Annotated in this window: 22 protein-coding genes; 15 read left to right on the top strand and 7 right to left on the bottom strand. The window is 45.1% G+C overall.

Features of this window, described 5'->3' with window-relative positions; all coding sequences use genetic code 11:
• Nucleotides 1–96: 96 nt before the first annotated feature.
• The 5 genes from KOE27_RS11100 to KOE27_RS11120 all read right to left on the bottom strand — a co-directional run bounded on the left by KOE27_RS11100 (nt 97) and on the right by KOE27_RS11120 (nt 6031).
• On the bottom strand, nt 97–411 hold the full coding sequence (locus KOE27_RS11100; RefSeq protein ID WP_215238952.1) for a hypothetical protein: 315 nt from the start codon (nt 409–411) through the stop codon (nt 97–99).
• Between the two features lie 22 nt (nt 412–433).
• Nucleotides 434–640, bottom strand: a complete 207-nt coding sequence (locus KOE27_RS11105; protein ID WP_215238953.1) for a hypothetical protein — start codon at nt 638–640, stop codon at nt 434–436.
• A gap of 79 nt (nt 641–719) precedes the next feature.
• Complete coding sequence (locus tag KOE27_RS11110) at nt 720–1082, bottom strand: hypothetical protein (protein ID WP_215238954.1); 363 nt, start codon at nt 1080–1082, stop codon at nt 720–722.
• A gap of 944 nt (nt 1083–2026) precedes the next feature.
• Nucleotides 2027–5014, bottom strand: a complete 2988-nt coding sequence (locus KOE27_RS11115; protein ID WP_215238955.1) for a right-handed parallel beta-helix repeat-containing protein — start codon at nt 5012–5014, stop codon at nt 2027–2029.
• Between the two features lie 597 nt (nt 5015–5611).
• Nucleotides 5612–6031, bottom strand: coding sequence for a transposase family protein (locus KOE27_RS11120; RefSeq protein WP_215238956.1), 420 nt, complete (start codon nt 6029–6031; stop codon nt 5612–5614).
• Between the two features lie 174 nt (nt 6032–6205).
• Here KOE27_RS11120 and KOE27_RS11125 point away from each other — a divergent pair, with 174 nt between their 5' ends.
• Together KOE27_RS11125 and KOE27_RS11130 are read left to right on the top strand one after the other, a co-directional pair.
• Nucleotides 6206–6649 (top strand): carboxypeptidase-like regulatory domain-containing protein, encoded by a 444-nt coding sequence (locus KOE27_RS11125; protein WP_215238957.1) that lies wholly within the window; start codon nt 6206–6208, stop codon nt 6647–6649.
• Nucleotides 6646–6903 (top strand): hypothetical protein, encoded by a 258-nt coding sequence (locus KOE27_RS11130; RefSeq protein ID WP_215238958.1) that lies wholly within the window; start codon nt 6646–6648, stop codon nt 6901–6903. Before KOE27_RS11125 ends, KOE27_RS11130 begins: the two co-directional genes overlap by 4 nt.
• Here KOE27_RS11130 and KOE27_RS11135 read toward each other — a convergent pair.
• Nucleotides 6897–7430: a DUF6252 family protein gene (locus KOE27_RS11135; RefSeq protein WP_215238959.1), complete on the bottom strand. Its 534-nt coding sequence runs from the start codon at nt 7428–7430 to the stop codon at nt 6897–6899. The two genes, KOE27_RS11130 and KOE27_RS11135, sit on opposite strands and share 7 nt — an antisense overlap.
• Nucleotides 7431–7560: 130 nt before the next feature.
• On the opposite strand from KOE27_RS11135, the gene KOE27_RS11140 reads away from it, so the two are divergent.
• From KOE27_RS11140 to KOE27_RS11160, 5 genes are all read left to right on the top strand, one after another.
• A complete protein-coding gene (locus KOE27_RS11140) occupies nt 7561–8019 on the top strand; it encodes a hypothetical protein (protein ID WP_215238960.1) in 459 nt (152 codons plus the stop codon).
• A 381-nt stretch (nt 8020–8400) separates the two neighbouring features.
• The gene (locus KOE27_RS11145) at nt 8401–8832 is read left to right on the top strand and encodes a hypothetical protein (RefSeq protein ID WP_215238961.1); all 432 of its coding nucleotides are present in this window, start codon (nt 8401–8403) and stop codon (nt 8830–8832) included.
• Between the two features lie 298 nt (nt 8833–9130).
• Nucleotides 9131–9574: a carboxypeptidase-like regulatory domain-containing protein gene (locus KOE27_RS11150; protein ID WP_215238962.1), complete on the top strand. Its 444-nt coding sequence runs from the start codon at nt 9131–9133 to the stop codon at nt 9572–9574.
• Entirely contained in the window at nt 9571–9828 is a 258-nt protein-coding gene (locus KOE27_RS11155) for a hypothetical protein (RefSeq protein ID WP_215238963.1), read from the top strand. The genes KOE27_RS11150 and KOE27_RS11155 overlap by 4 nt, the downstream gene beginning before the upstream one ends.
• A gap of 336 nt (nt 9829–10164) precedes the next feature.
• Nucleotides 10165–12156: an FG-GAP repeat domain-containing protein gene (locus tag KOE27_RS11160; protein ID WP_215238964.1), complete on the top strand. Its 1992-nt coding sequence runs from the start codon at nt 10165–10167 to the stop codon at nt 12154–12156.
• Here KOE27_RS11160 and KOE27_RS11165 read toward each other — a convergent pair.
• Nucleotides 12149–12721, bottom strand: a complete 573-nt coding sequence (locus KOE27_RS11165; RefSeq protein WP_215238965.1) for an RNA polymerase sigma factor — start codon at nt 12719–12721, stop codon at nt 12149–12151. The genes KOE27_RS11160 and KOE27_RS11165 overlap by 8 nt on opposite strands.
• 276 nt (nt 12722–12997) lie before the next feature.
• On the opposite strand from KOE27_RS11165, the gene KOE27_RS11170 reads away from it, so the two are divergent.
• The 8 genes from KOE27_RS11170 to KOE27_RS11205 all read left to right on the top strand — a co-directional run bounded on the left by KOE27_RS11170 (nt 12998) and on the right by KOE27_RS11205 (nt 26009).
• Nucleotides 12998–13999: a FecR family protein gene (locus tag KOE27_RS11170; protein WP_215238966.1), complete on the top strand. Its 1002-nt coding sequence runs from the start codon at nt 12998–13000 to the stop codon at nt 13997–13999.
• A 48-nt stretch (nt 14000–14047) separates the two neighbouring features.
• Nucleotides 14048–17683, top strand: coding sequence for a SusC/RagA family TonB-linked outer membrane protein (locus tag KOE27_RS11175; RefSeq protein WP_215238967.1), 3636 nt, complete (start codon nt 14048–14050; stop codon nt 17681–17683).
• A 56-nt stretch (nt 17684–17739) separates the two neighbouring features.
• A complete protein-coding gene (locus KOE27_RS11180; RefSeq protein ID WP_215238968.1) occupies nt 17740–19488 on the top strand; it encodes a SusD/RagB family nutrient-binding outer membrane lipoprotein in 1749 nt (582 codons plus the stop codon).
• Nucleotides 19489–19828: 340 nt separating this feature from the next.
• Entirely contained in the window at nt 19829–21130 is a 1302-nt protein-coding gene (locus KOE27_RS11185; RefSeq protein WP_215238969.1) for a Gfo/Idh/MocA family protein, read from the top strand.
• 70 nt (nt 21131–21200) lie between these two features.
• A complete protein-coding gene (locus tag KOE27_RS11190; RefSeq protein WP_215238970.1) occupies nt 21201–22172 on the top strand; it encodes a DUF6807 family protein in 972 nt (323 codons plus the stop codon).
• An 88-nt stretch (nt 22173–22260) separates the two neighbouring features.
• Entirely contained in the window at nt 22261–23406 is a 1146-nt protein-coding gene (locus KOE27_RS11195) for a sialidase family protein (RefSeq protein WP_229252739.1), read from the top strand.
• A 43-nt stretch (nt 23407–23449) separates the two neighbouring features.
• Nucleotides 23450–24712, top strand: coding sequence for a hypothetical protein (locus KOE27_RS11200; RefSeq protein ID WP_215238971.1), 1263 nt, complete (start codon nt 23450–23452; stop codon nt 24710–24712).
• Nucleotides 24713–24749: 37 nt separating this feature from the next.
• Nucleotides 24750–26009 (top strand): hypothetical protein, encoded by a 1260-nt coding sequence (locus tag KOE27_RS11205; RefSeq protein WP_215238972.1) that lies wholly within the window; start codon nt 24750–24752, stop codon nt 26007–26009.

Below are 26009 nucleotides of genomic sequence, written 5' to 3' on the forward strand. Positions count from 1 at the left end.
ACGTTCGGGATCCGCACGCTGTTCTGTGAGAAACACACAAAAGGGTTATGAATAAAATAAGGAACCAGCTCTCTTGCAGAGTTTAGAAAACAAGAATTAATGGCCTTCCCCGTCTGGATTTCTTCCGGGACAAATAGACAGGATATGATCGTCTATCAGGAAATAACCATTCCCCGACAGCCTGTCTTTTATTACCTGCTCCCCCACAAACTGCAGTATCTCCTCCCTCCGAGCCAAGGGCGTTCCGGTGCGGGCCTCCCAGTATTTTGGCTCCGGAACCCCCATGATGATAATGGCGGGCGGCATGGCCAGCTCATACCACATATCAAAATTTGTTTCAGGGCTGTGCAAATAAATGGTGCCGCCGCGGCCCTCGCTCCTGTAGGACAAATAAGAATCTTTGTGATTCATGGTTCTATTTTTAACCCGGTTATCAAAAGTAAGTTTTAGCCCAGATATACCCCGCAATGCAGGATATTACAAAGCCAATGGGACCTATGACAAAGATGCTGGTCATGCTTGCCTCCACGCTCCTGTCGTGGCCATTTGACGAAAACCGGCCGATCAGGTAATAACCCAGGAATGCGGTGATTACGTACCCGATTATCCCGGCCAAAAGTGTAATTCCAAAATTTCTCATATGCTGATTTAAATAGTTTATGCCTGCTTAGGGCAATGAAGTCTAGCCACCCTGAACGTTTCCAATACCCTTTATGCGTTTATACCTCAAAAGGCAGTTCATATTCGCGGGTTATCACCTTGGAACTACGGGTTTTCACTTCCACCTTTGCTTTCAGAGGAGTACCTGCAACAAGGTAATTTTTAATGAACTGATCCTCATGTACCATCCAGGAATAGTCTGTCAGGAGATAATCCGTCACACCAGCCTTAGACGCCTGATAAGCCCATCGTTCGGTCACCAAAGGCTCAAAGTTGATGATCTGCCCCATATAACATACCTGAATACCCGGTAGCGACTGGTTGCCGAGCTCCGTGCAGCCAAGGACCGTTATATTTAGAGAAGAGCCATCTTCCAGGTCCTTCACTGCCCACTCGTCGATCACTGTTTTAACATTTGCCATTATCTGAATTTATTTTAAGGTTTGATTTACTTTTTATTCGTGAAACAGGTTACAGCCAGACCGCAAATTTTCGATCAATGCAACCACCCAAAAGCACTAAATACAGTTACTAAAATTTTCTTGGAACGAGATGATAAACTTAAAAATCAGATTGAACGGTTACCGACATAAGTGTAGGCCTCAGCCGTTCCTGATTACGATGCAAACCTAGGGTAGATGAAAGAAGCGAGCAATTTCATGGGGTATACAAAAAGTACATCGGCGCAAAAACGAGGTGTACAAAAGGTATACAAAGCCCTTTTTGGCCTCCGGAGGTGGTTTTTACTACCCTTGGAGAGTAAGCAAGCTATGCGGGTCAGGAACTGGCCGAAAATGTTTTATGCTTTGCCAAGCTCTGAAAACAAAAAAAGACCGAAGCTAAGCTCCGATCCTTTTTAATTAAACCCTCCTCAATTAGGATTTTTTAGACGACCAGATTCCGGCAAGGTCACAGCCTGGCGAAATAAAATTATTTTTCCCCCGGCTTCCCTCCTTGACTGTGGTATGATACCCTTGTAGAAGGCACCCATCCCTCCCCCATCTCGAATATGACATGACAAAACTGAAAGCACAATATAAAAAGACCTACCTATACAGCTACCCGTTAGGTATTTTGTTATTCGTTTCGGGCTGCTACAAAGGTCTTGGACCCACCCCCCATAACCTTCCGCCGATTGATGGCAGATTATTATCCTATCACCCCAAAACACAGTATAGCTCAAACCAAGTTTGCTTTGGGAGGTCTTCCTTCGATCGGGATTAATTTTATACTCCGAAACAGGTGGAGCTTTGAATCAAAATGGAGGTTCGACCGTAACTATGTAGTAAAAAGTGTCGGGGCTGCCTTCATTACCTAAAAAATGAAGGCAGCCCCGGATGTTATAAGAAAGTTATTGTTTCGTAACTTATTCTCTGATAAAGTTCATGGTCTGCCGTCTGCCGGTTTCCAATTCGGTTACCTGCAGCAGGTAGTTGGTTCCCTTGACAAGATTCTTAACAGGTATTGAAAAATATCCATCTGGCAGGCTGTTATTAACCGTAGACTGATGAAGTTGTCTTCCTGTTATGTCCACAATTTTAATCTGAACAGTACCTGTTTTTTTCTGTGCGGATCTGAGCGATAACTGATCTCCGGTCACGGGATTAGGAAATAACTGGTAGTCCGTTACTTTAGTGTTATAACGAACGCTTTGCATTTTGGAATAAGCGAACTTACCGTCAGTATCAATCATTTTCAGGCGGTAATAATAGATTCCGCTTGAGGTTAAATGATCAGTGCTAAACTGGTAAGTAGCTCTTGTGACTAAATTATTCTTTTGTGCTTCCTTATACCCGATCTTTTTAAAATTAACTGCATTGGAAGCAGCTTCAATATCAAAACCAGCAAAATTCACCTCGTTTACCGTTTCCCATGTCAATGAAACCTGTTCTTCACTGGCACTTGCATTAAACGAAAGTAAGGTCAGAGGTAAAACACTTCCCTCACTCCCTACGCCAAAGGGAGAAAATTGGGTAATTCCGGTCAATGAAATGTAGTATGGATTACTACCCTGGGCACTTGCTGTAGCACCAGCAGTCCATTTATTATCCAGGTAATGAGACGCAAAACAGGCAGTGCGCACAAATCCGCTTTGCTCATCACTGCTGTTCCAATGGAAATCAAGTGTAACCTGCGACCCGCCCTCAGTACCCTCAGAAAGAAACCATGTTTTGTTGACATTATTAGTTGTTTGAGCAGCTCCAGAAGGGATTTCGCTATCATCATATTCACTGTTTACACCGGTTATTACTCTTACTCCGTAAACATCCTGAGTACCTGTATTTGTAATAGTCACGGGGGTGTAAGATAAAGCGGTTGTGCCTATTGGGAAGACAATCGGTCCGGTAATACCACCGGTTCCCAGCCCGCCCTGTTTTAATTTTCCGGTACTGTTGGTAACGATGAATGAAGAAGAACTACCTCCGGTAATGCTGCCACCGTCTTCAATCAAAATGTCATTCTCGTCCAACTCAACATATCCTGTAGTAAGGGTCAGCTCACCTGATACGCTCACTTCGCCGTCAAGTGTCATGGTACCGGTACCTGCTATTTGCAAATTTTCATATATACCAGATGGAATTTTCTGTGACTCACCTGAGAACACTGTTTTTCCACTGGCTGTGAAGGTACCCTCATTTTCAGCATCCCCATTAATATCCAGTGTTTTACCAGCAGATATTGTGAGGGAAGCGCCGGAGTATATGGCCAGGTTATTGCAGGTGGCATCAGTAATGTTGACAACAGGCATACGAACAGCGAAGCTGCCAACAAAGACATTTGTGGTACTGATGGGTACAGTGCCACATCCCCAGTTAGTGGCTACGTCCCAGTCTGTACTCGTCGCTCCCAGCCATTCTCCAAGGCAATTATATTTTATATATCCTTTATCCAGTATGAAGTTGCCCGGATAATAAACCCCGTCCAGTTTCACAACCAGATCAGCAGGCCCTGCTGTTGTGCCTGTATTGACGTGAAGCGTAGAAAGGGTACTCGTAGTCGCGACTTGCATAGAGCCGGCTGCAACATTGGTGCCATCACCGGCTGTAACTGTTCCGTCAGAAAAGTCGATAACCGGATCTCCGTTCTCGAGAAGGCCATTTTTAACGATGACACCCGATGGAAGATCAATTACAAACAGACGATCATCCGCGCCAAATCCTTTGATTTGATCGGTACCGTGTAAGCCTTTTTTTAAAGTGATGATCTCTGGCCTGGCATTCGCATCTTCTTGTAATTCTATTACATCATTTCCTGTATTCAATAGAATATCCATGCCATTATTACTAAAAATATTATCACTTACGGTGCTCTTGGAATCAGCCACAGCAGCTTCCTCAAGTATCCCGGCATCAAAACCACTGATTGTATTGCTTAGTATTTTAATATTCGGACAATTATAAATATCAATACCCTGGTTGGCGTAATTGCCCGGACTGCTGGTAATGTCGATAAGCCAGGACGGAGAGAACGTGCGGGTAATGGAGTTTCCCGAAACTGTAAAACCATCACCCGTCGACGATAACAGTATCCCGGAAGAGCCTCCAAGTCCGGGATTGAGATAATAGCCGGGATTACCCTCTGACGGAACGACAATACCGATATCCAGAATATCATTATCAGTGACTGAGCCCGTGGTTCCGCCGCGCTCGTTATCTCCGAATTTCGAAGAGCCGATTTGAATACCGTTACCGGTGCTCCACAGGGTTTGGCCATAACCCTGGATCGTGTTGTTATTGATGTCAACGATCTGTGTAGGCCCCCAGGCCAGAATACCGGTTTTATGGAATTTACTAATGTGGCAATTTTTAACTACCAGTGTATAGGAGTCTGCACCCGCTACTCCTTCGGAACCGATTGACTCATTGTGGTTGGACCCCGATGGCTGGTCGGTCGGATATCCCGCAGGAAGGGTTGCCACATCAGGAATTTGAGTGAAATCTGTTGCCAGTTCACGCACCTTCGTAATGCTTACGTCATCAATAATTACATTACTATTCTGTATTCCGATTCCCTGAAAAGTGTATGTAGTTTGGTCAGCGGCAATATATCCCTGGTCGTCACCGTCCACGGTAAGATTTTTGATCGTTACTTGTGCAACGCTTCCGGTTTTAATGCCTATTACTGCATACAATTTCTGATTTTTCAGCGTCGTCCAGTCGCCCCCGCTTTGAACAAGAGCTGTTCTGGCAGGAGATTTAATAATGGTTTTTCCAGTACCGGCTCCGCTTAGCGTAATTCCTTTTGTGATCGTAAGCTGCTCGACAAAAGTTTCTTCGTCCAGGTTTATTTCGTCTCCATCCACTGCCGCATTAATAGCTTCCTGAATTGTCTCATAATCCGTCGTGGTTGTCAAATGTTTCAGATGAACTCGATAACTGGGCGGAGCATCCCTTTTGGAATCAGCAGAAGCTGCGCCTAAAGTGTAAAAAGCCAATAGGAATAACAGAATTATGGCTTTTGTTTGCGGTAAATAGTTGTGCTTAATTTTAATGGTAGTTAGCCGCAGGGATATTAAGAATCCTGCACTGTTTCTCCTATGGAAAACAGTGGACTGTAAAAATGTTGTCATAAAAGTACTGCTAGGTGGGGGTAATTTGAGTTAATAACTTTGTGTCAGTTAGTTACTTAACTGACTCGGTGCAATTTGTTGTTTTTCTATTTTATAAAAAAAATTTGTAGAATTCTTTTTATAACCTTCCAATTTTTTTGTAAAAATAGATAGTAATTTCTGACATATTCTTGCACTATTATGTTTTATTTTATTCAATGTCGTTAAGTTAAGGCATAATATCTTGTATTAAAGCCTCTTATAATTCATATAATGCCTCTTGGGAGGCTTGTAGTTACGTGTATTTGATCGGTTGGGTCTTACGATTTCTCATGTTTTAGCCACTAATTCGTCAAATGCGTGAAGGGCTTGCTCGAATTTTCTTCGAATAAAAAAACTTTATCACGAATGATTTAATAATGGATTTCTAAAGGAGTTTCTGAGATTGTGAATTCCAGCAGCCAGCATCATGACCAGATGACGTGCATGATCACTTCTGAGTCGTATTTTATTTCTGATGATTGAGAATCTTTTCATCCTGTTAAAAACATTCTCAATCAACACACGTTCTTTGCTAATTTCTTTATTAATAGACTTTTGCAACTTGGAAAGTTCTTTCTTTGCTGTTTTTTTGTATGGAAGTATCGCTGATGGACAAGTCTTTTCAGCTCCTTGAAAACCTAAGTCAAGCAACAGATTAAGACCTTGTGTTTCAACGGTAAGCTCATCAAAAATAGATTTGTCATGCATTGAACCTTCACAGGTTTCACCCAGGTAAACTACCGTGCCGTTTGAATCACAGATAATTCGGAATACTTTCATACATTCAACCTATAACATCGGAATCGGGCTTTCTTGGAAAGAAGATTATGTTTTCCAAATACCGATAACCATTAAATGAACGTGTAATCGATAATACAAAAACCTTTCCTACTTCTAATTTTAGTACAGAGCGGATTAAATTTTAATACCTCTAACGATTTAAACATAGGAACAATGATACGACGACAAATGCTCCGCCTCTTAGGCCTCGTTCCACCTGCACTGCTGGGCATATCCTGCAAGGATAAGTTACCAACAACACCCACCATTGTCAGGGGGAAAATCATCGATGAAAATGGGGATCCGTTGGAAGGAGCCGGGTTGAGATTATCAGGTGTAAATCTTAAGGGCTTTTCAGGTTATGATACCTTTAGCATAACGACTGAAAGTGACAAAAACGGCATGTACGAACTTTCCCAGGTTGCGCCGCAGGACACCGAGCAGATTGATATACTGCCACGAACTACTGATAAAGTCCCCTTGAATATTGGGATTGGAGATTATGTGTCTTATTTTTTGGTTGAAGGCAATTATGAAAAAATCACCTCCCCTCATTTCATCCCCCGCTCCGACTGGGGCAAAACCATCACCCTAAACTATCAATTCCGAAAAAGATGAAAACAAAAAAGTATACCCTCTTCTGTTTAAATTTAATCGTTCTCTTCTGCAGTGTTTTCTTTATTAATGTAAAGGGCCAGACCCTCGAAGAAGAAAACAACAAAGTGCTGGAACGTATGGACAAGGAATCCTTTGTAGGGAAAATTGTCCTGAACAAAGCCATTGCGCTTGATGAACAAGATATTCCAGGCTCTATTGAATTGACATCCCCCAAGATGGGGAGCTCATTCCATCCCAATGATACCTGTCAATAATCCTGATAAATAGCATCGAACGTCCCATTTGTAAGGTTTATAATTTTTTGATTCTGTTTCCCTTTAAGCTGAACATTAAAAGTCCCCGAAACAATTTTATTGGTCGTATCCAATTTTGTCACGATTATTTCATTTTTACCTCCTTGAAAGAGAAGATATTCGTCATCCACCTCCTTCCCATAGTACTTAGTTTCTAATATTCCATCAAAATTATCATCCAAAGTATAAGTTCCCGCAGATTTAACATCAGCTATTTTAAGTCTAATCATTTCATCCACAACACCTCTCTTTGCTTGAATACCGATGATTTTATGATTAGTATATCCAGCCGTTAAAGGCGGCCCTCCATCGCCTATCACGCCAAAGCCCTTTTTAGGTAGCCAGGTTTTCCCATCAATTATAACTCCAAAAGTATTCTTTCCACTTTGTGTACTATCCGGTAACACTTCCTTCTCCCGACAGCTATAGAGCAAAAGGAACGCCAAATAAAACAACAACGAAAGAACCTTTCTTTTACTCTTCTTCATAACCATGTATATTTGAAATAATCAATGCAAATAACGTCAGATTTATCAGATCAATTTTAAATATCAGTTAATCATTTCATTTATAACTGTGTAAGATTGCAAAGTAGTTAGACATTTTAAATATCAACCCATGAAACGCAGACAAATACTTAAGCTTTTAGGGGCATCACCTCTAGCTACTTTATTACTGGCTTGCGAGTCTCCTGTTCCGCGTAAAGACACTATTGTGACAGGCACCGTAATTGACCAAGATGGAATGCCGTTGAAAGGGGTTCCTTTTAACTTCAATGGTGACAAAAAGACTGGTTCGAGTGGAGTTCCAACATTTTCAGTTGACGCAGTAACTGATTCATTGGGTCAATTTAAAATTTCTCAGCATGTTCCAAAAGGCACGGATTCCACTTGGTTCTTCTTGGAAAGAAATGAAGAAATAATACCCATATTTTCAGAGATTACAATCAACGGAAATTATAAAGTTTCTATGGAGAAAGACGGAAAATACCAGGAATTGCATGGAGATTTTTTTGAAATTCCTCGCGACAAATGGGGAAAAACAATCACGTTCAATTTTAAATACAAAAAAATATGAAATACCCTTCTACTACCTCTATTTATGTTACTATTATACCACTTTTCATCTTATCAAATTTGTTAAACGCGAGACTGTAAACTAAACTGTGTCAACTCCTAATTTGATTAAAGGGGGAAAATAAGTATGGGTACGGCTATTGACAGTATCAGGTTGTTTTTTCATTTACCTGCATGCATATAATTATCATATATAGCCAGGAAAAACACGTATATAACCCACGGACAGGTTGTACTTTTTTAAAATTCCAGTCAAATCTACCTTCCAGTGGAAATTTGAATTACGTAACAGATTATGAGATCAATCATAAAAATTCCTTAATCATTCCTTTTAAAATTATGTAAGATTGCAAAGTAGTTCGGCACTTTAAATATGTAACTCATGAAACGCAGAAAAATGCTTAAAATATTGAGGCTAACTCCGGCATTTGTTGGTCTCTCCTGCGGCAAGGATTTTCCCGACGCTCCAACGATAGTCACCGGTGAAGTGATTGATGAAGCTGGGGCGCCTGTGTCTGGAGTTCTGTTTATACTTCTTGGAACAAAAAACTCAGGATTGGGAAGTGTCTCGATTTTTAAAGAAACGGACGAATCAGGTATAAACGGAAAATTTCATATTGAAAAGGTAATACCCAATGATTCCAAAACTACGGAGCTTCTACCTGCCGATAATGAGTTTTATACTTTTGGATTAACTCATAATATTTTTTTAAAAAAAGGTGATCAATATATCATTTTGGGAAACTCAATCCCAATAGTTCCCGACAAATATGGTATGACTTTAATTTATCGGTTTAAGGTAGTCAAAAAATAACCTTCCAATATATCTTTTGTAAAACCACGGACTCCCCATAAAAAAATCATGATGCACATCATTGAAAACCATGATTCTTCAAAAATGTCACTCTTCGCTATAAATTAATAAGAAATACTTCCATACATTCAACCTGGAACATCGGAATAAAGGCTTTTTTGGAAGGAAGATTATGTTTTCAAAATACTGATAACCATTAAATGAACGTGTAATCGGTAATACAAAAACCTTTGCTAGTTTAAGTTTAGTACAGAGCAGATGAAATTTTAATTACTCTAACGATTTAAACATAAGAACAATGAAACGACGACAAATGCTCCGCCTCTTAGGCCTCGTCCCACTGGCACTGCTGGGCATATCCTGCAAGGATAAGTTGCCAACAACACCGACCATTGTCAGGGGGAAAATCATTGATAAAAATGGGGATCCATTGGAAGGAGCCGGGTTGAGGTTATCAGGTGTGAATCTTAAGGGCTTTTCAGGTTATGATACCTTTAGCATAACGACTGAAAGTGACAAAAACGGCATGTACGAACTTTCCCAGGTTGCGCCGCAGGACACCGAGCAGATTGATATACTGCCACGAACTACTGATAAAGTCCCCTTGAATATTGGGATTGGAGATTATGTGTCTTATTTTTTGGTTGAAGGCAATTATGAAAAAATCACCTCCCCTCATTTCATCCCCCGCTCCGACTGGGGCAAAACCATCACCCTAAACTATCAATTCCGAAAAAGATGAAAACAAAAAAGTATACCCTCTTCTGTTTTAATTTAATCGCTCTATTCTTCAGTGTTTCCTTTATTAATGTCCAGGGCCAGACCCTGGAAGAAGAAAACAACAAGGTACTTGAACGTATGGACAAGGAATCCTTTGTAGGGAAAATTGTCCTGAACAAAGCCATTGTGCTTGATGAACAACATATTCCAGGCTCTATTGAATTGACATCCCCCAAGATGGGGAGCTCATTCCATCCCAGCGATACCTGTCAATAATCCTTATAAATAGCATCGAACGTCCCATTTGTAAGGTTTACGTAGATTCAAGTTTAAAGTTCACAGCGCTCCCCCTGGGCTCACCGCCTACTTTGAACTGCTTACTGAAAACTGCAAACCTGCAGGCAAGAGCCGTGGCACGGTTGATTCATCTGGCCCAAATGTGCCAACGATCGTAACCGTGCCACGGTGTCGCCCACTGAAAACTGCAAACTGCCTACTTTGAACTATATACTTGAAAAACTGCGAAACTGCATACCACCCACCCTGCAAATAGCCCACTCCTTGCCCTTTACCGTACTTAAAAGTATCTATACGTTACTTCACTTGATACCCATGAAGCCATTATCCTTTTCAGCACTGTTACTGAGTGTATTGATTTTGACCATTTCAAACGTTTTCGGCCAGCATTCCCTGGTCAGCGGCAAACCGATCAAACTCAATCCGGACAGCACCTACGGCAGATTTGCCCTGCCATCAGTCAACGGATTTATGATGGGTACAGCACATGTAAATGATGATGCTTATCCGGATCTTTTTTTATATAGTGATAAATATAACCCCGGAACTTTCCTTTACCAGTTTGAAAAGTTCGGCAAGGATGGCACACCCGTCTATTCCGACAAGCGAAAGATAACCATTCCTTTTGAAAAGGAAACACAAAATAAAGCAGTCATCCTGGAAAATGACCGCAAAGATATCCTGGGGTACTGGGCTTTCGGTAATGAACTGAAATATGGCTTGTTCGACAAAAAAAACCTTACTTTTTCTGCCCCTAAAACCATTAATGTAAAGAATTTACCGGGAGGAATCACCCATTTCGGTGTGATACAACTCGCCGCTTCCAGGTATCTTTTCCTATTTACAGTATCAGATACCGTACGTTCGGCTAAGTACCCGGCTACACCCACTGATCCGGCTCGGAGGCATCAGTATGAATCTTACGGACAGGAGGGTTTCTGGCAGCAGCAACTACCCAAGTCCGGCATTTACGGTGCTTTCACCGACCGTCCGGATGTATCCACGCTCGACACCAAAGCACTCACATCCCTCACCCAGACTTACTATTCCTTGGAAGGATATACCCTTTATACGCTCCAAGGGGAACAATATCTGATCGCCGGAACCACATTGGGTAACATCCATGCCTATCAAATCGACGCTCAGAAAGAAACACTTTCCGAAAGAGGTTATATCACCGATCCTGAGGGGCAAACGCTGAGAAACCCTGCCATTCATGGATACCTCACCTATTTTAAAAGTCCAGCACAGCAGGGACTGATCGTTTCCAGTGAAGGCGGGATTTATTTTTACAAGTCAGACGAAAAGAAAAATAAGAACGGATCGCTGGTTTTACGAAAACCGGTACACCTGCTGCAAAGCAACCCTGACCTGTACGGCAGCTCGCTTGTTGTTCCGGAACTGGTGGACTGGGACGGAGATGGAGACCTGGATATTGTGTCCGGCACTTCCCTGGGGTATATCTATTTTATAGAAAACGCCGGTACCAACCTCAATCCCAAATACAAAACCCCGGTGAATATCAAAGCTGGCGGTTACGACATTTACATTCAGCCGGGTTATAATCAGGATATACAAGGTCCCGTCGAAACGCGCTGGGGTTATTCCAGTCCCACGGTATACGACTGGAACGGAGACGGCCTCCCAGATATCCTGACAGGCGACAGCCGTGGAAAATTCAACATTTATCTCAACAAAGGTACCCGTACCAAACCTGCTCTGGAACCGGAACACCCGCTCTACCTGGACGGGCTGGACGTACACGGAGCCTGGCGCGTAAAACCAGGCGTCGGGAAAATGGCCGGGAAAAATACTTATGTCATGATTGATACCGACGACGAGTTTCATTTGTACCGGCAGCTCGACAACTACAATCTGCTGGACGGCGGCAAACTTACCATCGGCGATAGTATCCCCATTCGTGCCAACTTCAAAAAAGGAGGGGAAATCGGCCGGTCCAAAATTTCCATTGTGGACTGGGACCAGGACGGCGTGAAGGATCTGCTGGTGGGGACTCCCAGGTATGCCACCATTCCGGAACCAAAAAAAGGGATGCCGTTCAGGCTCAAGGACAATGGTGCTGCGGTGGTATTCCTAAGAAATTCGGGTACTGAAGAAAGGCCCGTATATGAATATCCGGTAGCGCTGAAATTCAAAGGGGAACGTATCAATATGGGTCAGCATGAATGCGGCGTGGCTACGGGATACCTGGGCGGAAACTCACTCAACCTCGTTGTGGGCAGTGAAACCGGTCGCTTCTATTTTTATAAAAGAGAAGATCTGGATTGGGGACAAAAAGCTAAATGACCGGCATCATTTCGGTCAGCAGGTATCCGATCAGAAAAGTCATGTTTTCGCGCAGGAACCTGATCGACTTGTAAATAAGATTAACGACCCCCTGGTAGCTCACATCCATCACCTCGCTGATTTCCTCGTAACTCAGCTGGCTGTAAAAGCGCAGAAAAAGGGCTTCCTGCTGCCGGCGGGTTAATTTTTGTATGGTATGGAGCAATTTTTCCTTCAGGGCATACGCTGCCTGTTCTTCAATCAGTGTGGTTTCATAACTGAAATCCGGAAGCTCCTCGTTTTCTCCTGAAAGGGCGACCAGCCGGGCCTCCTTTTTGATCTCTCTGAACAATTTGAATTTCAGCGCTCGGAACAGATAGCCTTTCACCGAAACCACGTCGGCAAGTTGTTCTTTCGTCTGCCATAATTCCAGGAACAATTCCTGGATAGCATCGTCCAGCAAGGGGCCGTTATGGATAATCTTGCTGCCATATTGGTACAGATCCTTATGATATCTGATAAAGATCTGTTCAAAAGCCTGCTTATCGCCAAGCTTAAAATTGCGCCAAAGTAGTGCTTCGCTCATTTTAACGTGGTTATGCCCATGAAGTTACACCTTGCCATCCATTTTATTGTACAGGAGCTATATTATCAATTTATGAAGATGGCCAAAGATTCCTTTTTATCCGGTACTATTTATTTTAGTTATATAAACCTGTCAGGATTAAAGACAGCAGAAAGCACATAACAAACTAAAAATCAGATCATTAAAAATATTATAAGTTTTTTTTCAAAAAAAGTGATTATAAAAGTCCGGCGGTAAGCACTTGGTATTGTAGCCAGTAAGAAAAACACAAACCCTATGCGCCCCGAAGACCTTATACAGGATGAAACGTTTATAGCATGGTTCCGGAAATCGGATCCGGAACATGAAAAACAGTGGACGGCGTGGATACAGAACAATCCTGAATTCCGGCAAACGGTTAACGAAGCCGTTTTCCTACTGAAAGCGCTCGATCTCAAAGATGTTGCCCCCTCCTATCAAGATACTTTAAAAGCCAGAAACAGGCTAATGAATTCGGTTAATAAATGGGAAAATGATCAAAAAAATCTGATCCCGATTTATCGAAAAAGATCGATCTGGTGGGCAGCCGCCTCGATCATCTTTCTGCTGGCAACTGCCGTTTTATGGATGAAAAATCCATTCGGCCCTCAGCGTTATATCACCGAAGCAGGCGAAAGTAAAGTGTTCAGGTTACCAGACGGATCCGAGGTTACCTTAAACGGAAATTCTGAACTGAAGCTGGCAAATAGCTGGAATGAGGCCACCACCCGCGAAGTATGGCTGGAAGGCGAGGGCTATTTTTCCGTCAGACATACCCGCACGGACTCCCGTTTTATAGTACATACCAACGATGTCAATATTGAAGTATTAGGTACTGAGTTTAATGTAAAACAACGATCAGAAAAAACGACGGTGGTCCTGAAATCAGGGAAAGTACAACTGAGCAAGCAGGCTGATCCAAGCGCCCGGCCATTGATGATGAAACCAGGAGAGCTTGTGGAATACTCCGCCGATTCCAGGCAGCTCACCCGGAAGGAGGTAAATGCAACACAATATACGGCATGGAAGGAAGGAAAGCTGGTTTTTGAAGACGCCAGTATCAGGGAAGTAGCCGGCATTTTGCAACAGGATTATGGCTTTGACATAGTGATTGACGGGAACGTAAGTACAGCCAATGAATTTAACGGAGTTTTTTCAACCAATAGCATAGACGTATTACTTACGGCCTTATCCAGAGCTTATGATTTAGACATTCAGAGAAATGACACAAAAATTACAATCCGCAACAAACCCGAGTAGGTCCGGGCGTTAAGCAAACCGATCAGGCATTCCCAACCCATTTTCATTATGAACAAATTTACTTTACTTACGCAATCCCTGATTGCGGGTGGCATCCTTTTGTCTGCCGGCCTGCCCGCCGGCGCGCAGCTGCTGGCTTCTTCCAGGCAAAACCCAAAGGTGATCAGCACCCGCACCCCACAGGATTCCAAGTCCTTAAAAAGTACGTTGAAAGAACTGGAACACAAGTACAATGTTTCGTTTTCTTACGACCGCAGCACCATTGCCGACAAAAAAGTACAGGTGGCCGGTACCAAATTCAACTCTTTACAGGAAGAACTGAATGCGATACTCCAGTCCTTGAATCTGAATTATGAAAAGCTCAGCGACAAGGTATACCTCATACTGCCGGGCAAAAGTACATCCAGGCCAGGCGGTAAACCCGCTCCCCAGGAGCAGTCACTTTTGGCTCCTGCAACAGCGTCACCGGAAACATCCCTGCTGAACAACTTTAAACCAGATACCCGGGAGATAGCCGAAGTAGGCATCCGCGGGACGGTTACCGACAAAGCCTCCGGCGAAGGCCTCCCCGGCGTAAGTATCCTGGTGAAAGGTACTGCTCTGGGAACCACCACCAATCCTGAAGGTAAATATTCTCTCACCATACCCGATGCAAACCAGATACTTATTTTTTCCTACGTGGGCTACAAGCCGGAAGAAGTGGTGATCAACGGCCGGTCAACGGTGGATGTTGATCTGGAACCAGATGTAAAAGCGCTGAAAGAAGTGGTTGTGACGGCCCTGGGGATATCCCGTGAAAAGAGTTCACTGGGTTACGCCATTGGAGAAATAAAATCCAACCAGCTGCAGACCGTCCCGCATACCAACGTACTGAATGCATTAACGGGCAAAGTGGCGGGTTTGAGCATTACCAGTGCCGGCCAGGACCTCAATGCTGAAATGCAGATTGTGATCCGCGGAAAAACTTCACTGGCAGGCCAGGATTCACCGCTGATTGTGATAGACGGTATTCCGGTGGGCAGCAATGCAAATGTTGTTTCCGATTTAAATGCCAATAATATCGAAAGCGTGTCCGTACTGAAAGGCCCGAGTGCCGCCGCACTTTACGGCTCCCGCGCCGGCAGCGGGGTTTTGCTCATCACTACGAAAAAAGGAACCGGTGCAAAAAAAGGCATCGGGGTATCTTTCAACACAGGGTATACAGCCAGCGTACCCTACCATTACATTCCTACCCAAACCCGTTTTACAACGGGCAGGAACGGACTGTTTGATGAATCTGCTTCTCAGTACTGGTTTGGTCCTGAAGAGGGAACGCCGGCCATCCAGTGGAATTCAAACGGAGTAGCAACACCTCTCAAATTTTATCCTGACAACAACAAAGAATATTTCCAGACCGGACACAACACGGTAACCGACCTCAGCGTACAAGGCGTGAGTGACCGCGGAAGTTACCGCCTTTCGGTTTCGGATACCCGCGGAAGCGGAAATCGCCCGGGCATGGAACTGTTCAAAAATGCGTTTGATCTGGCGGCTAACTATAAGGTTTCCAAAAACTTTGAAGTATCCACCGATGTCCATCTGGTGAAATCCCATTCCGATAATTCACCCGTTCAGATCGGCAGCGATTACCCCTATGAGTCTCTCTTCCTGCTTCCTCAGCACGTGAATATCAACGACTTGAAAGATTATTGGCAGGTTAAAAACAAACAGCAGTACAGCGTCAGTTCGATTTATGATAATCCCTGGTTTGTTGCGTATGAAAAAGTGAACAAGTTTAAGCAGATGCGCCTTTACGGTAACATCAAGCTGGATTATAAGCTTACCTCAGACCTGAGCCTGATGGGCCGTATCTCACATAGTAACAATAACCTGCGCCGCGAGCACAACATGCCGCTCTCTTATACCCGCCAGACCAACGGATACTATTTCAATCAGAATGAAACCGGTGAAGAAACAAATGCGGATGCATTATTAACCTATAAAAAGGATATCGGTGCATTTTCAGTGAATGTTTCAGTGGGCGGAAACGCACTCTATATGAACGGTTCCAGTATAGCTGCGGGCGGCACCAATCTGGTATTGCCCGGGCTTTTTACCGTAGGCAATGTGAACCGCAACAACGTAAGTTATGGCAGCAGTTTAAGCAAAAAAGTAATTTACAGCGCCTATGGAGTTGCATCGGTGGGGTATAAGGATATGGCCTACCTGGATGTTACAGGAAGAAACGACTGGTCGAGTACATTGCCTGCCAACAACCGTTCCTACTTCTATCCTTCCGCTTCCCTGAGTTTATTACTTTCCAATATGTTTCAGCTCCCCACAGCCATCTCCATGTTGAAAGTAAGAGCAGGCTGGGCACAGGTAGGCAAGGATACCAACCCTTACGCACTGGACCAGTACCTCTCTTCGGGCACCTTTGGCGGCCAGGTTACTTATGCACGCCAGGGCCAGATGCCAAACGTAAACCTGAAACCTGAAAACGCAGAATCCACCGAGTTCGGCTTTGACGTATCCGTTCTGAAAAGAAGACTGGGGCTGAATTTCACCTATTATACCAAGGCTAATAAAAACCAGATTCTCAATGTAACGATTCCCGGCATGACTGGTTATTCTGCCGCACAGGTCAATGCCGGGATTGTAGAAAACCGTGGAGTTGAAATTGAGTTACGTTCCACACCGGTACAGACCCGTGATTTTTCCTGGGATCTCAACCTGAACTTCACCCGTGACCGCAGCAAACTGACCAAACTGGCCGATGGCATGGATACTTACGCTTTCTGGGAAAGTACCGGAATTTATGCTCGCACAAAAGTAGGAGAAACCATTGGCGACCTGTATGGTTATGATGTAAGACGTGTGGAAGATGGCCCGTACAAAGGCTGGACACTGCTGGATGCCGCCGGAAAAACCGTCAGGGGAGCCAATATGGAAAAAATAGGTAACGTCATCAGTGATTTTATGATGGGGATACAGACTACCGTTTCCTATAAAAAGCTATCCCTCACCGCTAACTTCGACTGGCGGCAGGGCGGAGATTACTATTCCATGACAATGCTGCGCATGGCCCGCAGCGGAAATATCGAAAACTGGCACAACGGTATCAGTTCAAGCACGTTCTCGGGTATCCTGGGCAGCAATTCATTTGGCGGCAATGCAGATATGCTGGCCAGCGAGATCAAAAGCAAGCCGGAGATCTACCGCGACAATAAAGTATACATTGGTGGCAGAACCAAAGATCTGGGCGGTTTTCCGGTGAATGGCAGAAACAATGGCGCATTCTTCCCCGGCGTAATCGCTAATCCGGATGGCACCTATAAGGAAAATTTCGGAGGAGAAGGTACCGTTTACGTTACGGACAATGATATCATAGAGCCCGGCAGCGGCTGGTGGGACAAAGGAACGGACATGTGGATTTATGATGCTTCTTACGTCAAACTACGCGAAGCTGCATTGTCCTATACTCTTCCCACCAAACTTGCCGATGTCTTAAGAGCACAAAACCTGTCGCTGTCATTATTCGCCCGTAACCTTTTGTTGTGGACAAAGGCCAAAAATGACCTGGATCCCGAAGTGGCATTCAACCGGGCAAGTGGTGATGGCAGCCAGCTGCTCCAGGGATTCGACCGCTGGAATGCCGCTCCGTGGACAGCCTCCTTCGGCCTCAAGCTAAGTGCACAGTTTTAACATAAAAAAGACAAGGTGTGAACAAACGCCATTATCTGATATAAACTTATTCGTCTATGAATACCATGATAAAATCGATAGGAAAAATACTGCTGGCGCTGCCGATCATGATAGTATCTTCCTGTTCGGACCTGACAGAAACCAACATTAACCCCAACACCGTACTGGCCAAAGATATTGACCCGCTTTTTGTGATGACCAAGGTGATAGGTGAATCGGTTTCTCAAAACACAAGAATGCTGTACGGAACGGGTGTAAGCCGATCGGTGCTGCTGGAAGCCCAGCAATATCTCCAGCGCGACTTCCTTGAATCATCCGTTACCAACACGTTCCTTTGGTTTTCGCAAAGCTGGGGCCCCGATTACAGTACTCCCCTGGCCAACACCTCGTACCTGATCCAGCGGGCACCGGGGCAAAAAGACGAAAATTTCATGATGGGCGTTGGGCTGATCTTCAAATCCTACTGGTTTGGGTACCTTACATCTGCCTGGGGAGATATCCCCTACTCCGAAGCCATGCGTGCAGAAGATGGCATTTTCAAACCGGTTTTTGACGAGCAGAAAAACGTTTTCAAAGGTATACTGGAAGATCTGGACAAAGCCAATGAACTTCTGACGGGTGTCAGCACTGTAACCGGCACTGCCAAAACTGCCGATATCCTCTATGGGGGCGATGTTCTGAAATGGAGAAAATTCGCAAATTCTCTCCGGCTGCGATTTCTGATGCGGTTGTCAGAAAAAACAGCAGACATGAAAGCCATTGGTGTCGACGTGGCCGCCGGTATCGGCGAAATTGCCTCCAACAGCACCAAGTATCCTCTGATCACCAGCAGTGCAGACAACGCAGCCTATACGTATCCCGGTCTGACAGCCGCGGATTCCTGGACCGGCGGAACTTTCAACTGGAGTACCCGTTCTGAGTTTTACAGAAGAAAACCGAGTGCTACCATCATCAATACCCTGAAAACAGCTGGTGATCCCCGCCTTACGGTATGGATTCGGCCGGTGGATGTACAGATCGTTATCAAAGATATGGGCGCCGACGACAAAATTCAGCTGGATGTGGACGGGAAAGTACGCCGTTATCTCAAAACATACGCACCCGGGGTAGATACCTCCCTGTACGTGGGATTACCAGCCGCACAGCCAAATCCAGATGCGTATAACAAAAACAGCGCAACCGTGGTGAGCACCGTTAAAGCACTTAAGTCTACCATCTATTCGGAGGGCGCCGCCAACCCGCATGTATCCTACCTGGCGGATATGTACCAGAAAAATTCAGATCCGCTGATTCAGTGTGTCTTCATTTCAGCAGCCGAAGTTAATTTTATCCTGGCAGAAGCAACTGTCAGAGGCTGGGCAACCGGTTCTGCACTGGATAGTTATAAAAAGGGAATTTCTGAATCATTGAACCAGTTCAAAATTGCCGCGGGCGACAAAAAAGTATATAACACAAAAACCCATGCCCTTGATAACTTTGACCTGCAGGCCTTCCTAACAAAGGCAGAACAGCAATATAATGCCGCTGCCAATAAGCTGGAACCCATCCTGACCCAAAGCTGGATTGCCGGCTGGATGGGCAGCGACGCATGGTTTGGATGGCGCAGAACCGGATATCCTGATTTGGGTAAAAACATTGTAGCAGGCGGAAACGGCCAGAAGATACCCCTGCGCTACGGATATGGTGACGAGGAAAAAAATTATAATATCGACAATGTAAATGCTGCCATTTCCAGGCTGGATACCAAGAAGGATGACCAGTGGGCCAAAATGTGGCTTTTACAGGGTACAGGAAAGCCTTATTAGGGCTCAGCAAAAAGTTGAAAGTGAACAGACATTGCCAACTGCTTTTCTATAATTTATTCAGTACTGGTCATTACAGGTTAAGATGAATAGTCAGAAATGGATGGTGACGTTGTGCATTACGCCTCGCATCATCCATTTTTTTCTTAGTAATGTTATATTGTTTGAATAAAAACCAAAACAGAACATTTCGGACCTTAAAGGCCATATATGCCAAATCAGGAGCCATGCCAAGTAGTCCGGAACGCAGAGAGAATCGTACTGTATCTCAGTAAGCTGCCTCTATTTCAATCCCAAACCGGAGGCTGAAAACGAACTGATATCAACCAAAATTTGAATAATTATGTCGGATACTACACGTCGTGATTTCATTAAAACAGCCGCAATGAGCGGCATAGGAGTAATTTCTGCCCCCTATATTGCCAAAGGTTCCTGGATTAATAATTCACCAAACGATCGTATCCGTCACGCCGTCATCGGAACAGGACGCAAGGGCTCCGGACATTGTAAAAACTTTGCTGCGGCCAAAGGCTGTGAACTCGTAGCGATATCAGATGTGGACCCGCAACAAATGAATAAAGCGCTTCAGGGCTTGCCCAATGAAAGCCAGATTGGCAAATACACCGATTTCCACAAGATCATTGAAGATAAATCCATTGACTCTGTCACCGTTTCTACCCCCGATCACTGGCATACACCTGTGGCGCTCTGGGCGCTGATGGCCGGCAAACATGTCTATGTCGAAAAACCATGCAGCCACAATGTACGTGAAACCAGCTTGCTTATTAAAGCTGCCAAAAAATATGGAAAATGCGTGCAGCATCGTACCCAGCGCCGTAGTGACGGTGACCACATCGAAGGAATGCGCCAGCTGAAGGAAGGCATTGTCGGAAAAGTGCATACCATCAAAGCCATTAATCACCAGTTCCGTGCGCCCATTGGGAAAGCCGTAACCGAAGCACCACCCGCCGGAGTAGATTACGACCGCTGGCTGGGCCCCGCCCCTAAGGTTAATTTCACCAAAAACCGCTGGCACTATGAATGGCACTGGTTTTGGGATTATGGCGGAGGCGATATTACAAATGATGGTGTCCACCAGATCGATGTGGCTGTATGGGCTTCCGGGGATAAGTATCCTAAGCGGATCGTAGTATCAGGCGGGCAGTACTTCTACCGCGACGACCACCAGACTTTTGATACCCAAACGGCCATTTTTGAATACGACGACAACCAGATCATTTACGAAATGCGCCTTTGGACACCGGACAAACTGGAAAGCCATGATAATGGAAATGTAATTTATGGAACCGAAGGTAAAATGGATTTTGGCCGTGGCGGGGTGATCGTCACCAAAGGGAAACAGCAGATTACGATCAAAGCCCCCGAACCTGTTGAACCGATTATCCCCAACTTTCTTTCTGCCGTAAGGGAAAATAATCCTGCAAAACTGCTTTCTTCCATTGAAAAAGGTGCTGTATCAGTTAATCTCTGCAACCTTGCGAACATCGCAACACGCCTGGGCGCAGCTTCCATTTCTTACGACCCGGTAACTGAAACAGTAAAATGTCCTGGATTTGACGAAAAAGCAAAAGCCATGCTGGGGCGTACCTATCGGAAAGGATACGAATTGCCATTTAAAGGATAATCCACTGCTGGCGGAAATATCCGGAAAGTAATACCTGACTGAGCCCTAAAACACCAATAATCAGATTATAATGACAATACTATTTAAATATTTCTCCGGGTTGTTCTTTGCTCTCTTACTGGCCATGCCAACGCTTTTGCTGGGCCAGAAGAAAAAAGTGCTGCCAGTGGTTGCTTTTGAACAGCAGCCCGGAAAACTCACGATCACCATTGGAGGCAAACATTTCGCCAATTATATCTACGAAGACGCGGTGATTACCCGGCCGCACTTTTCAGATATCATGACCTCCTGCGGTATCCAGGCCACCCGGAATAATCCTCCGCAGGAAGGTGACCCCAAGGACCACGCCACTTTTCACCCCGGAATATGGCTGAGTTTCGGGGACATCAACGGATACGACTACTGGCGTCTGAAAGCAAAGGTGGAGCATGAAATGTTTGTGGAGCAACCCGAGGGCGGGCCTGGAAAGGGTACCTTCACTGTCAGGAACTACTATATGACCACGGACGGAAAGGAGCGCGTACTGGCCGAGCTCGTTAAATATACGATCCTGGTGCGGCCGGAAGGCAGTATGCTTCTCATCAACAGTACGTATTCGTCTGATCAGGGTGATTTTACTTTCGGTGATCAGGAAGAAATGGGGCTGGGGGTACGTGTGAATACCAAATTGACGGTTCAGTATGGCAAAGGACATATCACCAATGCCGAAGGCTTAAAGGACGGAAAGGAAACCTGGGGGAAAGCTTCGGCCTGGATCGATTACAGTGGTCCCATCGGAGCGCAGTATGCCGGAGTTGCCCTCATGCCTTCCCCTGCTAATTACAGACCCAGCTGGTATCATTCAAGGGATTACGGACTGGTCGCCGCCAACCTTTTTGGCCGGGACGCCATGAAACAGGGGGCAAAAAGCGCCATTACTTTTAAAAAGGGGGAAACCTTTTCATTAGGCTATGGGGTACTCATTTATTGTACCCCTGCTAAAAACAAAACAGATGTAGCAAAGGCATATCAGGAATATCTTACGATTATTGGTAAGAAATAAGTTTGCCCCTTCTATCTCAGACATTCGGTTCATCAAAGAGGACCGGACGAAAATCCATATCAGATCCTATTAACACTTCCTTTTAATCATGATAAACAACTGGAAAACCAGCATATTTCATTCATTGTTCACCATGCTGCTTTTAAGTACTGCATCTTTTTCCCTGGCCGGAGGATGGGCTGGCGACAGTCTTCAGTTTGTGGGTGAACCCATTTTTTTGAAAGCACCTTTTGAAAGCTGTCATGCCTCTACCCTGGCCGAAACACCCGAAGGGCTGGTAAGCGCCTGGTTCGGAGGCCCGCAGGAAGGAAATAAAAATGTGGAGATATGGTTCAGCAGGAAACTGGCAGGCAAATGGACCGTCCCGGTTTCTGTGGCCAATGGTATCCAGTATAAGCAAAGAAGGTATGCCTGCTGGAATCCAGTATTGTTTCAGGTACCCAAAGGACCACTGCTGCTGTTTTACAAAGTAGGGCCCGACGTAAAAGACTGGTGGGGAATGCTCACCAAGTCGTTTGATCATGGTAAAACCTGGTCGGAGCCTCTGCGGCTTCCGCAGCATATACTGGGCCCCGTTAAAAACAAGCCAGTACTGCTGACCGACGGAACGCTGATCTGCGGGTCAAGCACGGAGGACAATGGGTGGAGACTTCACTTTGAAATCACCCGCGATCTTGGCAAAACATGGGAAATCACTGAGCCCGTCAACCGGTTCAATGTTATACAGCCCAGTATACTCATACATCCCGACGGCCGCCTGCAGACACTCAGCAGAAGCAAGGAAAACAGGGTGGTGAGCGGCTTGTCCAATGACCTTGGCAAAACCTGGGAAGACCTTGAACTGACCAATATTCCCAATCCAAATTCAGGAACCGATGCGGTAACCTTAAAAAACGGGATGCACCTGCTGGTGTATAACCACTCAGTGCGCGCCAAAGGCGGATGGAGCGGTCCGAGGTATCCTCTTGCCGTGGCGGTTTCCAAGGATGGTATCACCTGGAAAGCGGCCGGGATTCTGGAAGCTGCACCAGGCGAATACTCTTACCCTGCCGTTATCCAGTCAAAAGATGGCATGGTACACATTACCTATTCCTGCAAAAACGGGACCCTCATTCCATCCTCAGCGGGAGGCAAAATATACGACCATGAAACGATCAAACATGTGACGCTGGATCCCGCCAAAATCGATTTTAACAAACTCAGGGAAATCAACGGAGAGGTATACCCGAAATAAAATACTATTCAAAACAACTAATAAACCCGTCACTTTTTTGACCATGCGATATTCAACACTGACATTATTTATTCTGCTGGGAGGATTGTTAAATTCCTGGACCGTATCCGGCCAGAAAAAAAAGGATGAATTCCTGATCAGCATTTATTTTCCGCCTCCAGCCGATTTTCTGAATGACACCCAGTACAGGTACCTGAAGGAAGGGAACGTAGACATCGTTTTTAATACCGGCCCAGGCGTTACCAGTGATAAAAAAGGTAATCTCCAGACATTGGATATGGCTCACAAACATGGACTGAAAGTATATGTTCATGATGTGCGCCTGTCTCAGAGTGATGATAAGATCAGGGAGATGGTCAACGACTATAAAGCGCACCCGGCCCTGGGAGGTTATTATATCACCGACGAGCCCGACACCGCCAGGCTGAAGTCGGCCACTGAGCTGCTGAAAAAAGTAAAAGCACTAGATCCGGCAAAAGATTCCTACATCAATCACCTGCCCGACTGGGCCATTGAAGAAAAGGAAAGTTATGAACACAGCTTTCTGAAGAGATACATTGAGCTGGCGGGCAGAGGAAACCTGAATTACCTGGCTTACGATAACTATCCTTTTAAAAGAAAACAACGACTGGAAAAAACGTATTTCAACAACCTGGAAGTGATCCGCCGGGTTGGACTGAAGTATGATATCAAAACTTCGTCCTGCCTTCAGTCGTTTGGCATGTATTTCAGCGGGGTGGAAGAACTGCGCAGGCCCAATGTGGATGAAATGCGGATGAACGTTTTCTCTAACCTGGCCTACGGAATCAAAAATCCGGTATGGTTTCCGTACTGGTCGGCAACGAAACTGGGCGGAACCCTCACTTTCTCCACTTCTATGATCGATTCGACGGGCGTTAAAACCGATTTCTACGAGCCTTTCAGGGAATTAAACAGCCAAATGAAACAATTGGGAAAAACCCTGATTCACCTCGATGCCCGGCAGGTATACCATACGGGTGACAGCCTGTGGATCGGGACGGTATCCCCGCCTGCGGATTTTATAGCACAGATAGATGACAAAAAAGCTGAATTGATTCTGACGCGCTTCACCGACAAAACTTCTGACAAACAGTATCTGATGGTGGTCAACAGATCATTCAAAAAGTCGCAGCCTGTTACGGTAATGCTGAACGGCTCCGTCAGGAAAGTAAAGGAAATTTCCAAAACAACTGGAAAACCGGTGCAGGCGCCATTTGACCCCAAAAATCATCGCCTCACCGAAACATTCCTCCCCGGCGAAGGGCGGCTCTATACCCTTCAGTAAATCACTAACCCGTTTTCTCACCGCTACGCAAAACCTTATGCATAAAACAATCATTATCAGTTTATTGTCAGCTTTATTTTTGCAGATTCCCGACGCAGGTGCGCAGTCAAAAAAGGACCGGTTTCTCATCAGCATGTACGGGCCTCCAGCCGCAAAATACCTTAATGAAGAGCAGTTTAAAGTGATCAAAGATGGCAACATCGATATCATTATCAATGTAGGCCCGGGCGTGGAACAGGATAAGGCAGGGAACACCAAAACCCTGGATATGGCTCAGAAATTTGGGCTTAAGGTATACATTTACGATGCCCGCGTCAACCAGAGCGATGACCAGATCAAAGCAATGGTGAACGATTTTAAGTCGCACCCGGCTCTGGCAGGTTACTATGTCCTGGACGAACCGGATACCGCAAAACTTGCGTCGGCGATCGAGATGCAAAAAAAAGTAAAGGCATTGGATCCGGCGAAGGACGCTTATATAAACCACCTGCCAGACTGGGCCATAGATCCTAAGGAAAATTATGAACATAGTTTTTTGCCCAGGTATATCGAAGGTGTTGGAAAAGACAAGCTCAACTACCTGGCCTATGACAATTATCCCTACAAACGGGGTCACCGGTTAGAAAAAACGTATTTCAACAACCTGGAAATTATCCGCAGGGTCGGGCTGAAATACAATGTCAAAACATCTTCCTGTCTCCAGTCTTTCGGAATGGGTTTTAAAGGAGTGGTTGAACTCAGGCGTCCCAATGCAGACGAAATGCGCATGAACGTATATTCGAACCTTGCCTACGGCGTAAAAAATCCTGTTTGGTATACCTACTATACCCAGGACAACCTGACTCCCAACTTTACCATGTACAAATGTGTGATCGATTCGGCTGGTGTAAAAACGGATATGTACGAGCCATTTAAAAAGCTGAACGGGGAAATGAAGCAGCTGGGCAAAACGCTGATCAACCTGGATGCGGTGGAAGTATACCATACCGGCGATAGCCTCTGGCTGGGCACCACCAGGCCACCGGATCAGTTTATGGCCAAAGTTTCCGATCCAAAAGCCCAGACAATCCTGAGCCGTTTCAAGGACAAGTCAAGCGGAAAACAATACCTGATGGTGGTGAACCGTAATTTCAACCGGTCCCAGCCGCTGACGATCCGGCTTGACAGCTCTGTGAAAAAAGTGAAAGAAGTATCCAAACAAACCGGAAAGACCGTGAAGGCGCCCTATGATGCCAAGGCAAATACGATCTCGCAAACTTTCATGCCCGGGGAAGGTAAGTTATTTGTAATCAACTAA

Origin of the sequence: Dyadobacter sp. CECT 9275, assembly GCF_907164905.1 — a bacterium.
GTDB lineage: Bacteria > Bacteroidota > Bacteroidia > Cytophagales > Spirosomataceae > Dyadobacter > Dyadobacter helix.

Bases quoted from the DNA above. Each gene is read 5' to 3' on its own strand.
- KOE27_RS11180 (WP_215238968.1), top strand. From the start codon at position 17,740: ATGAATACCATGATAAAATCGATAGGAAAAATACTGCTGGCGCTGCCG.
- KOE27_RS11135 (WP_215238959.1), bottom strand. From the start codon at position 7,430: ATGAAGAAGAGTAAAAGAAAGGTTCTTTCGTTGTTGTTTTATTTGGCG.
- KOE27_RS11205 (WP_215238972.1), top strand. From the start codon at position 24,750: ATGCATAAAACAATCATTATCAGTTTATTGTCAGCTTTATTTTTGCAG.
- KOE27_RS11195 (WP_229252739.1), top strand. From the start codon at position 22,261: ATGATAAACAACTGGAAAACCAGCATATTTCATTCATTGTTCACCATG.
- KOE27_RS11125 (WP_215238957.1), top strand. From the start codon at position 6,206: ATGATACGACGACAAATGCTCCGCCTCTTAGGCCTCGTTCCACCTGCA.
- KOE27_RS11120 (WP_215238956.1), bottom strand. From the start codon at position 6,031: ATGAAAGTATTCCGAATTATCTGTGATTCAAACGGCACGGTAGTTTAC.
- KOE27_RS11155 (WP_215238963.1), top strand. From the start codon at position 9,571: ATGAAAACAAAAAAGTATACCCTCTTCTGTTTTAATTTAATCGCTCTA.
- KOE27_RS11185 (WP_215238969.1), top strand. From the start codon at position 19,829: ATGTCGGATACTACACGTCGTGATTTCATTAAAACAGCCGCAATGAGC.
- KOE27_RS11130 (WP_215238958.1), top strand. From the start codon at position 6,646: ATGAAAACAAAAAAGTATACCCTCTTCTGTTTAAATTTAATCGTTCTC.
- KOE27_RS11190 (WP_215238970.1), top strand. From the start codon at position 21,201: ATGACAATACTATTTAAATATTTCTCCGGGTTGTTCTTTGCTCTCTTA.
- KOE27_RS11145 (WP_215238961.1), top strand. From the start codon at position 8,401: ATGAAACGCAGAAAAATGCTTAAAATATTGAGGCTAACTCCGGCATTT.
- KOE27_RS11100 (WP_215238952.1), bottom strand. From the start codon at position 411: ATGAATCACAAAGATTCTTATTTGTCCTACAGGAGCGAGGGCCGCGGC.
- KOE27_RS11160 (WP_215238964.1), top strand. From the start codon at position 10,165: ATGAAGCCATTATCCTTTTCAGCACTGTTACTGAGTGTATTGATTTTG.
- KOE27_RS11200 (WP_215238971.1), top strand. From the start codon at position 23,450: ATGCGATATTCAACACTGACATTATTTATTCTGCTGGGAGGATTGTTA.
- KOE27_RS11140 (WP_215238960.1), top strand. From the start codon at position 7,561: ATGAAACGCAGACAAATACTTAAGCTTTTAGGGGCATCACCTCTAGCT.
- KOE27_RS11105 (WP_215238953.1), bottom strand. From the start codon at position 640: ATGAGAAATTTTGGAATTACACTTTTGGCCGGGATAATCGGGTACGTA.
- KOE27_RS11150 (WP_215238962.1), top strand. From the start codon at position 9,131: ATGAAACGACGACAAATGCTCCGCCTCTTAGGCCTCGTCCCACTGGCA.
- KOE27_RS11165 (WP_215238965.1), bottom strand. From the start codon at position 12,721: ATGAGCGAAGCACTACTTTGGCGCAATTTTAAGCTTGGCGATAAGCAG.
- KOE27_RS11175 (WP_215238967.1), top strand. From the start codon at position 14,048: ATGAACAAATTTACTTTACTTACGCAATCCCTGATTGCGGGTGGCATC.
- KOE27_RS11110 (WP_215238954.1), bottom strand. From the start codon at position 1,082: ATGGCAAATGTTAAAACAGTGATCGACGAGTGGGCAGTGAAGGACCTG.
- KOE27_RS11170 (WP_215238966.1), top strand. From the start codon at position 12,998: ATGCGCCCCGAAGACCTTATACAGGATGAAACGTTTATAGCATGGTTC.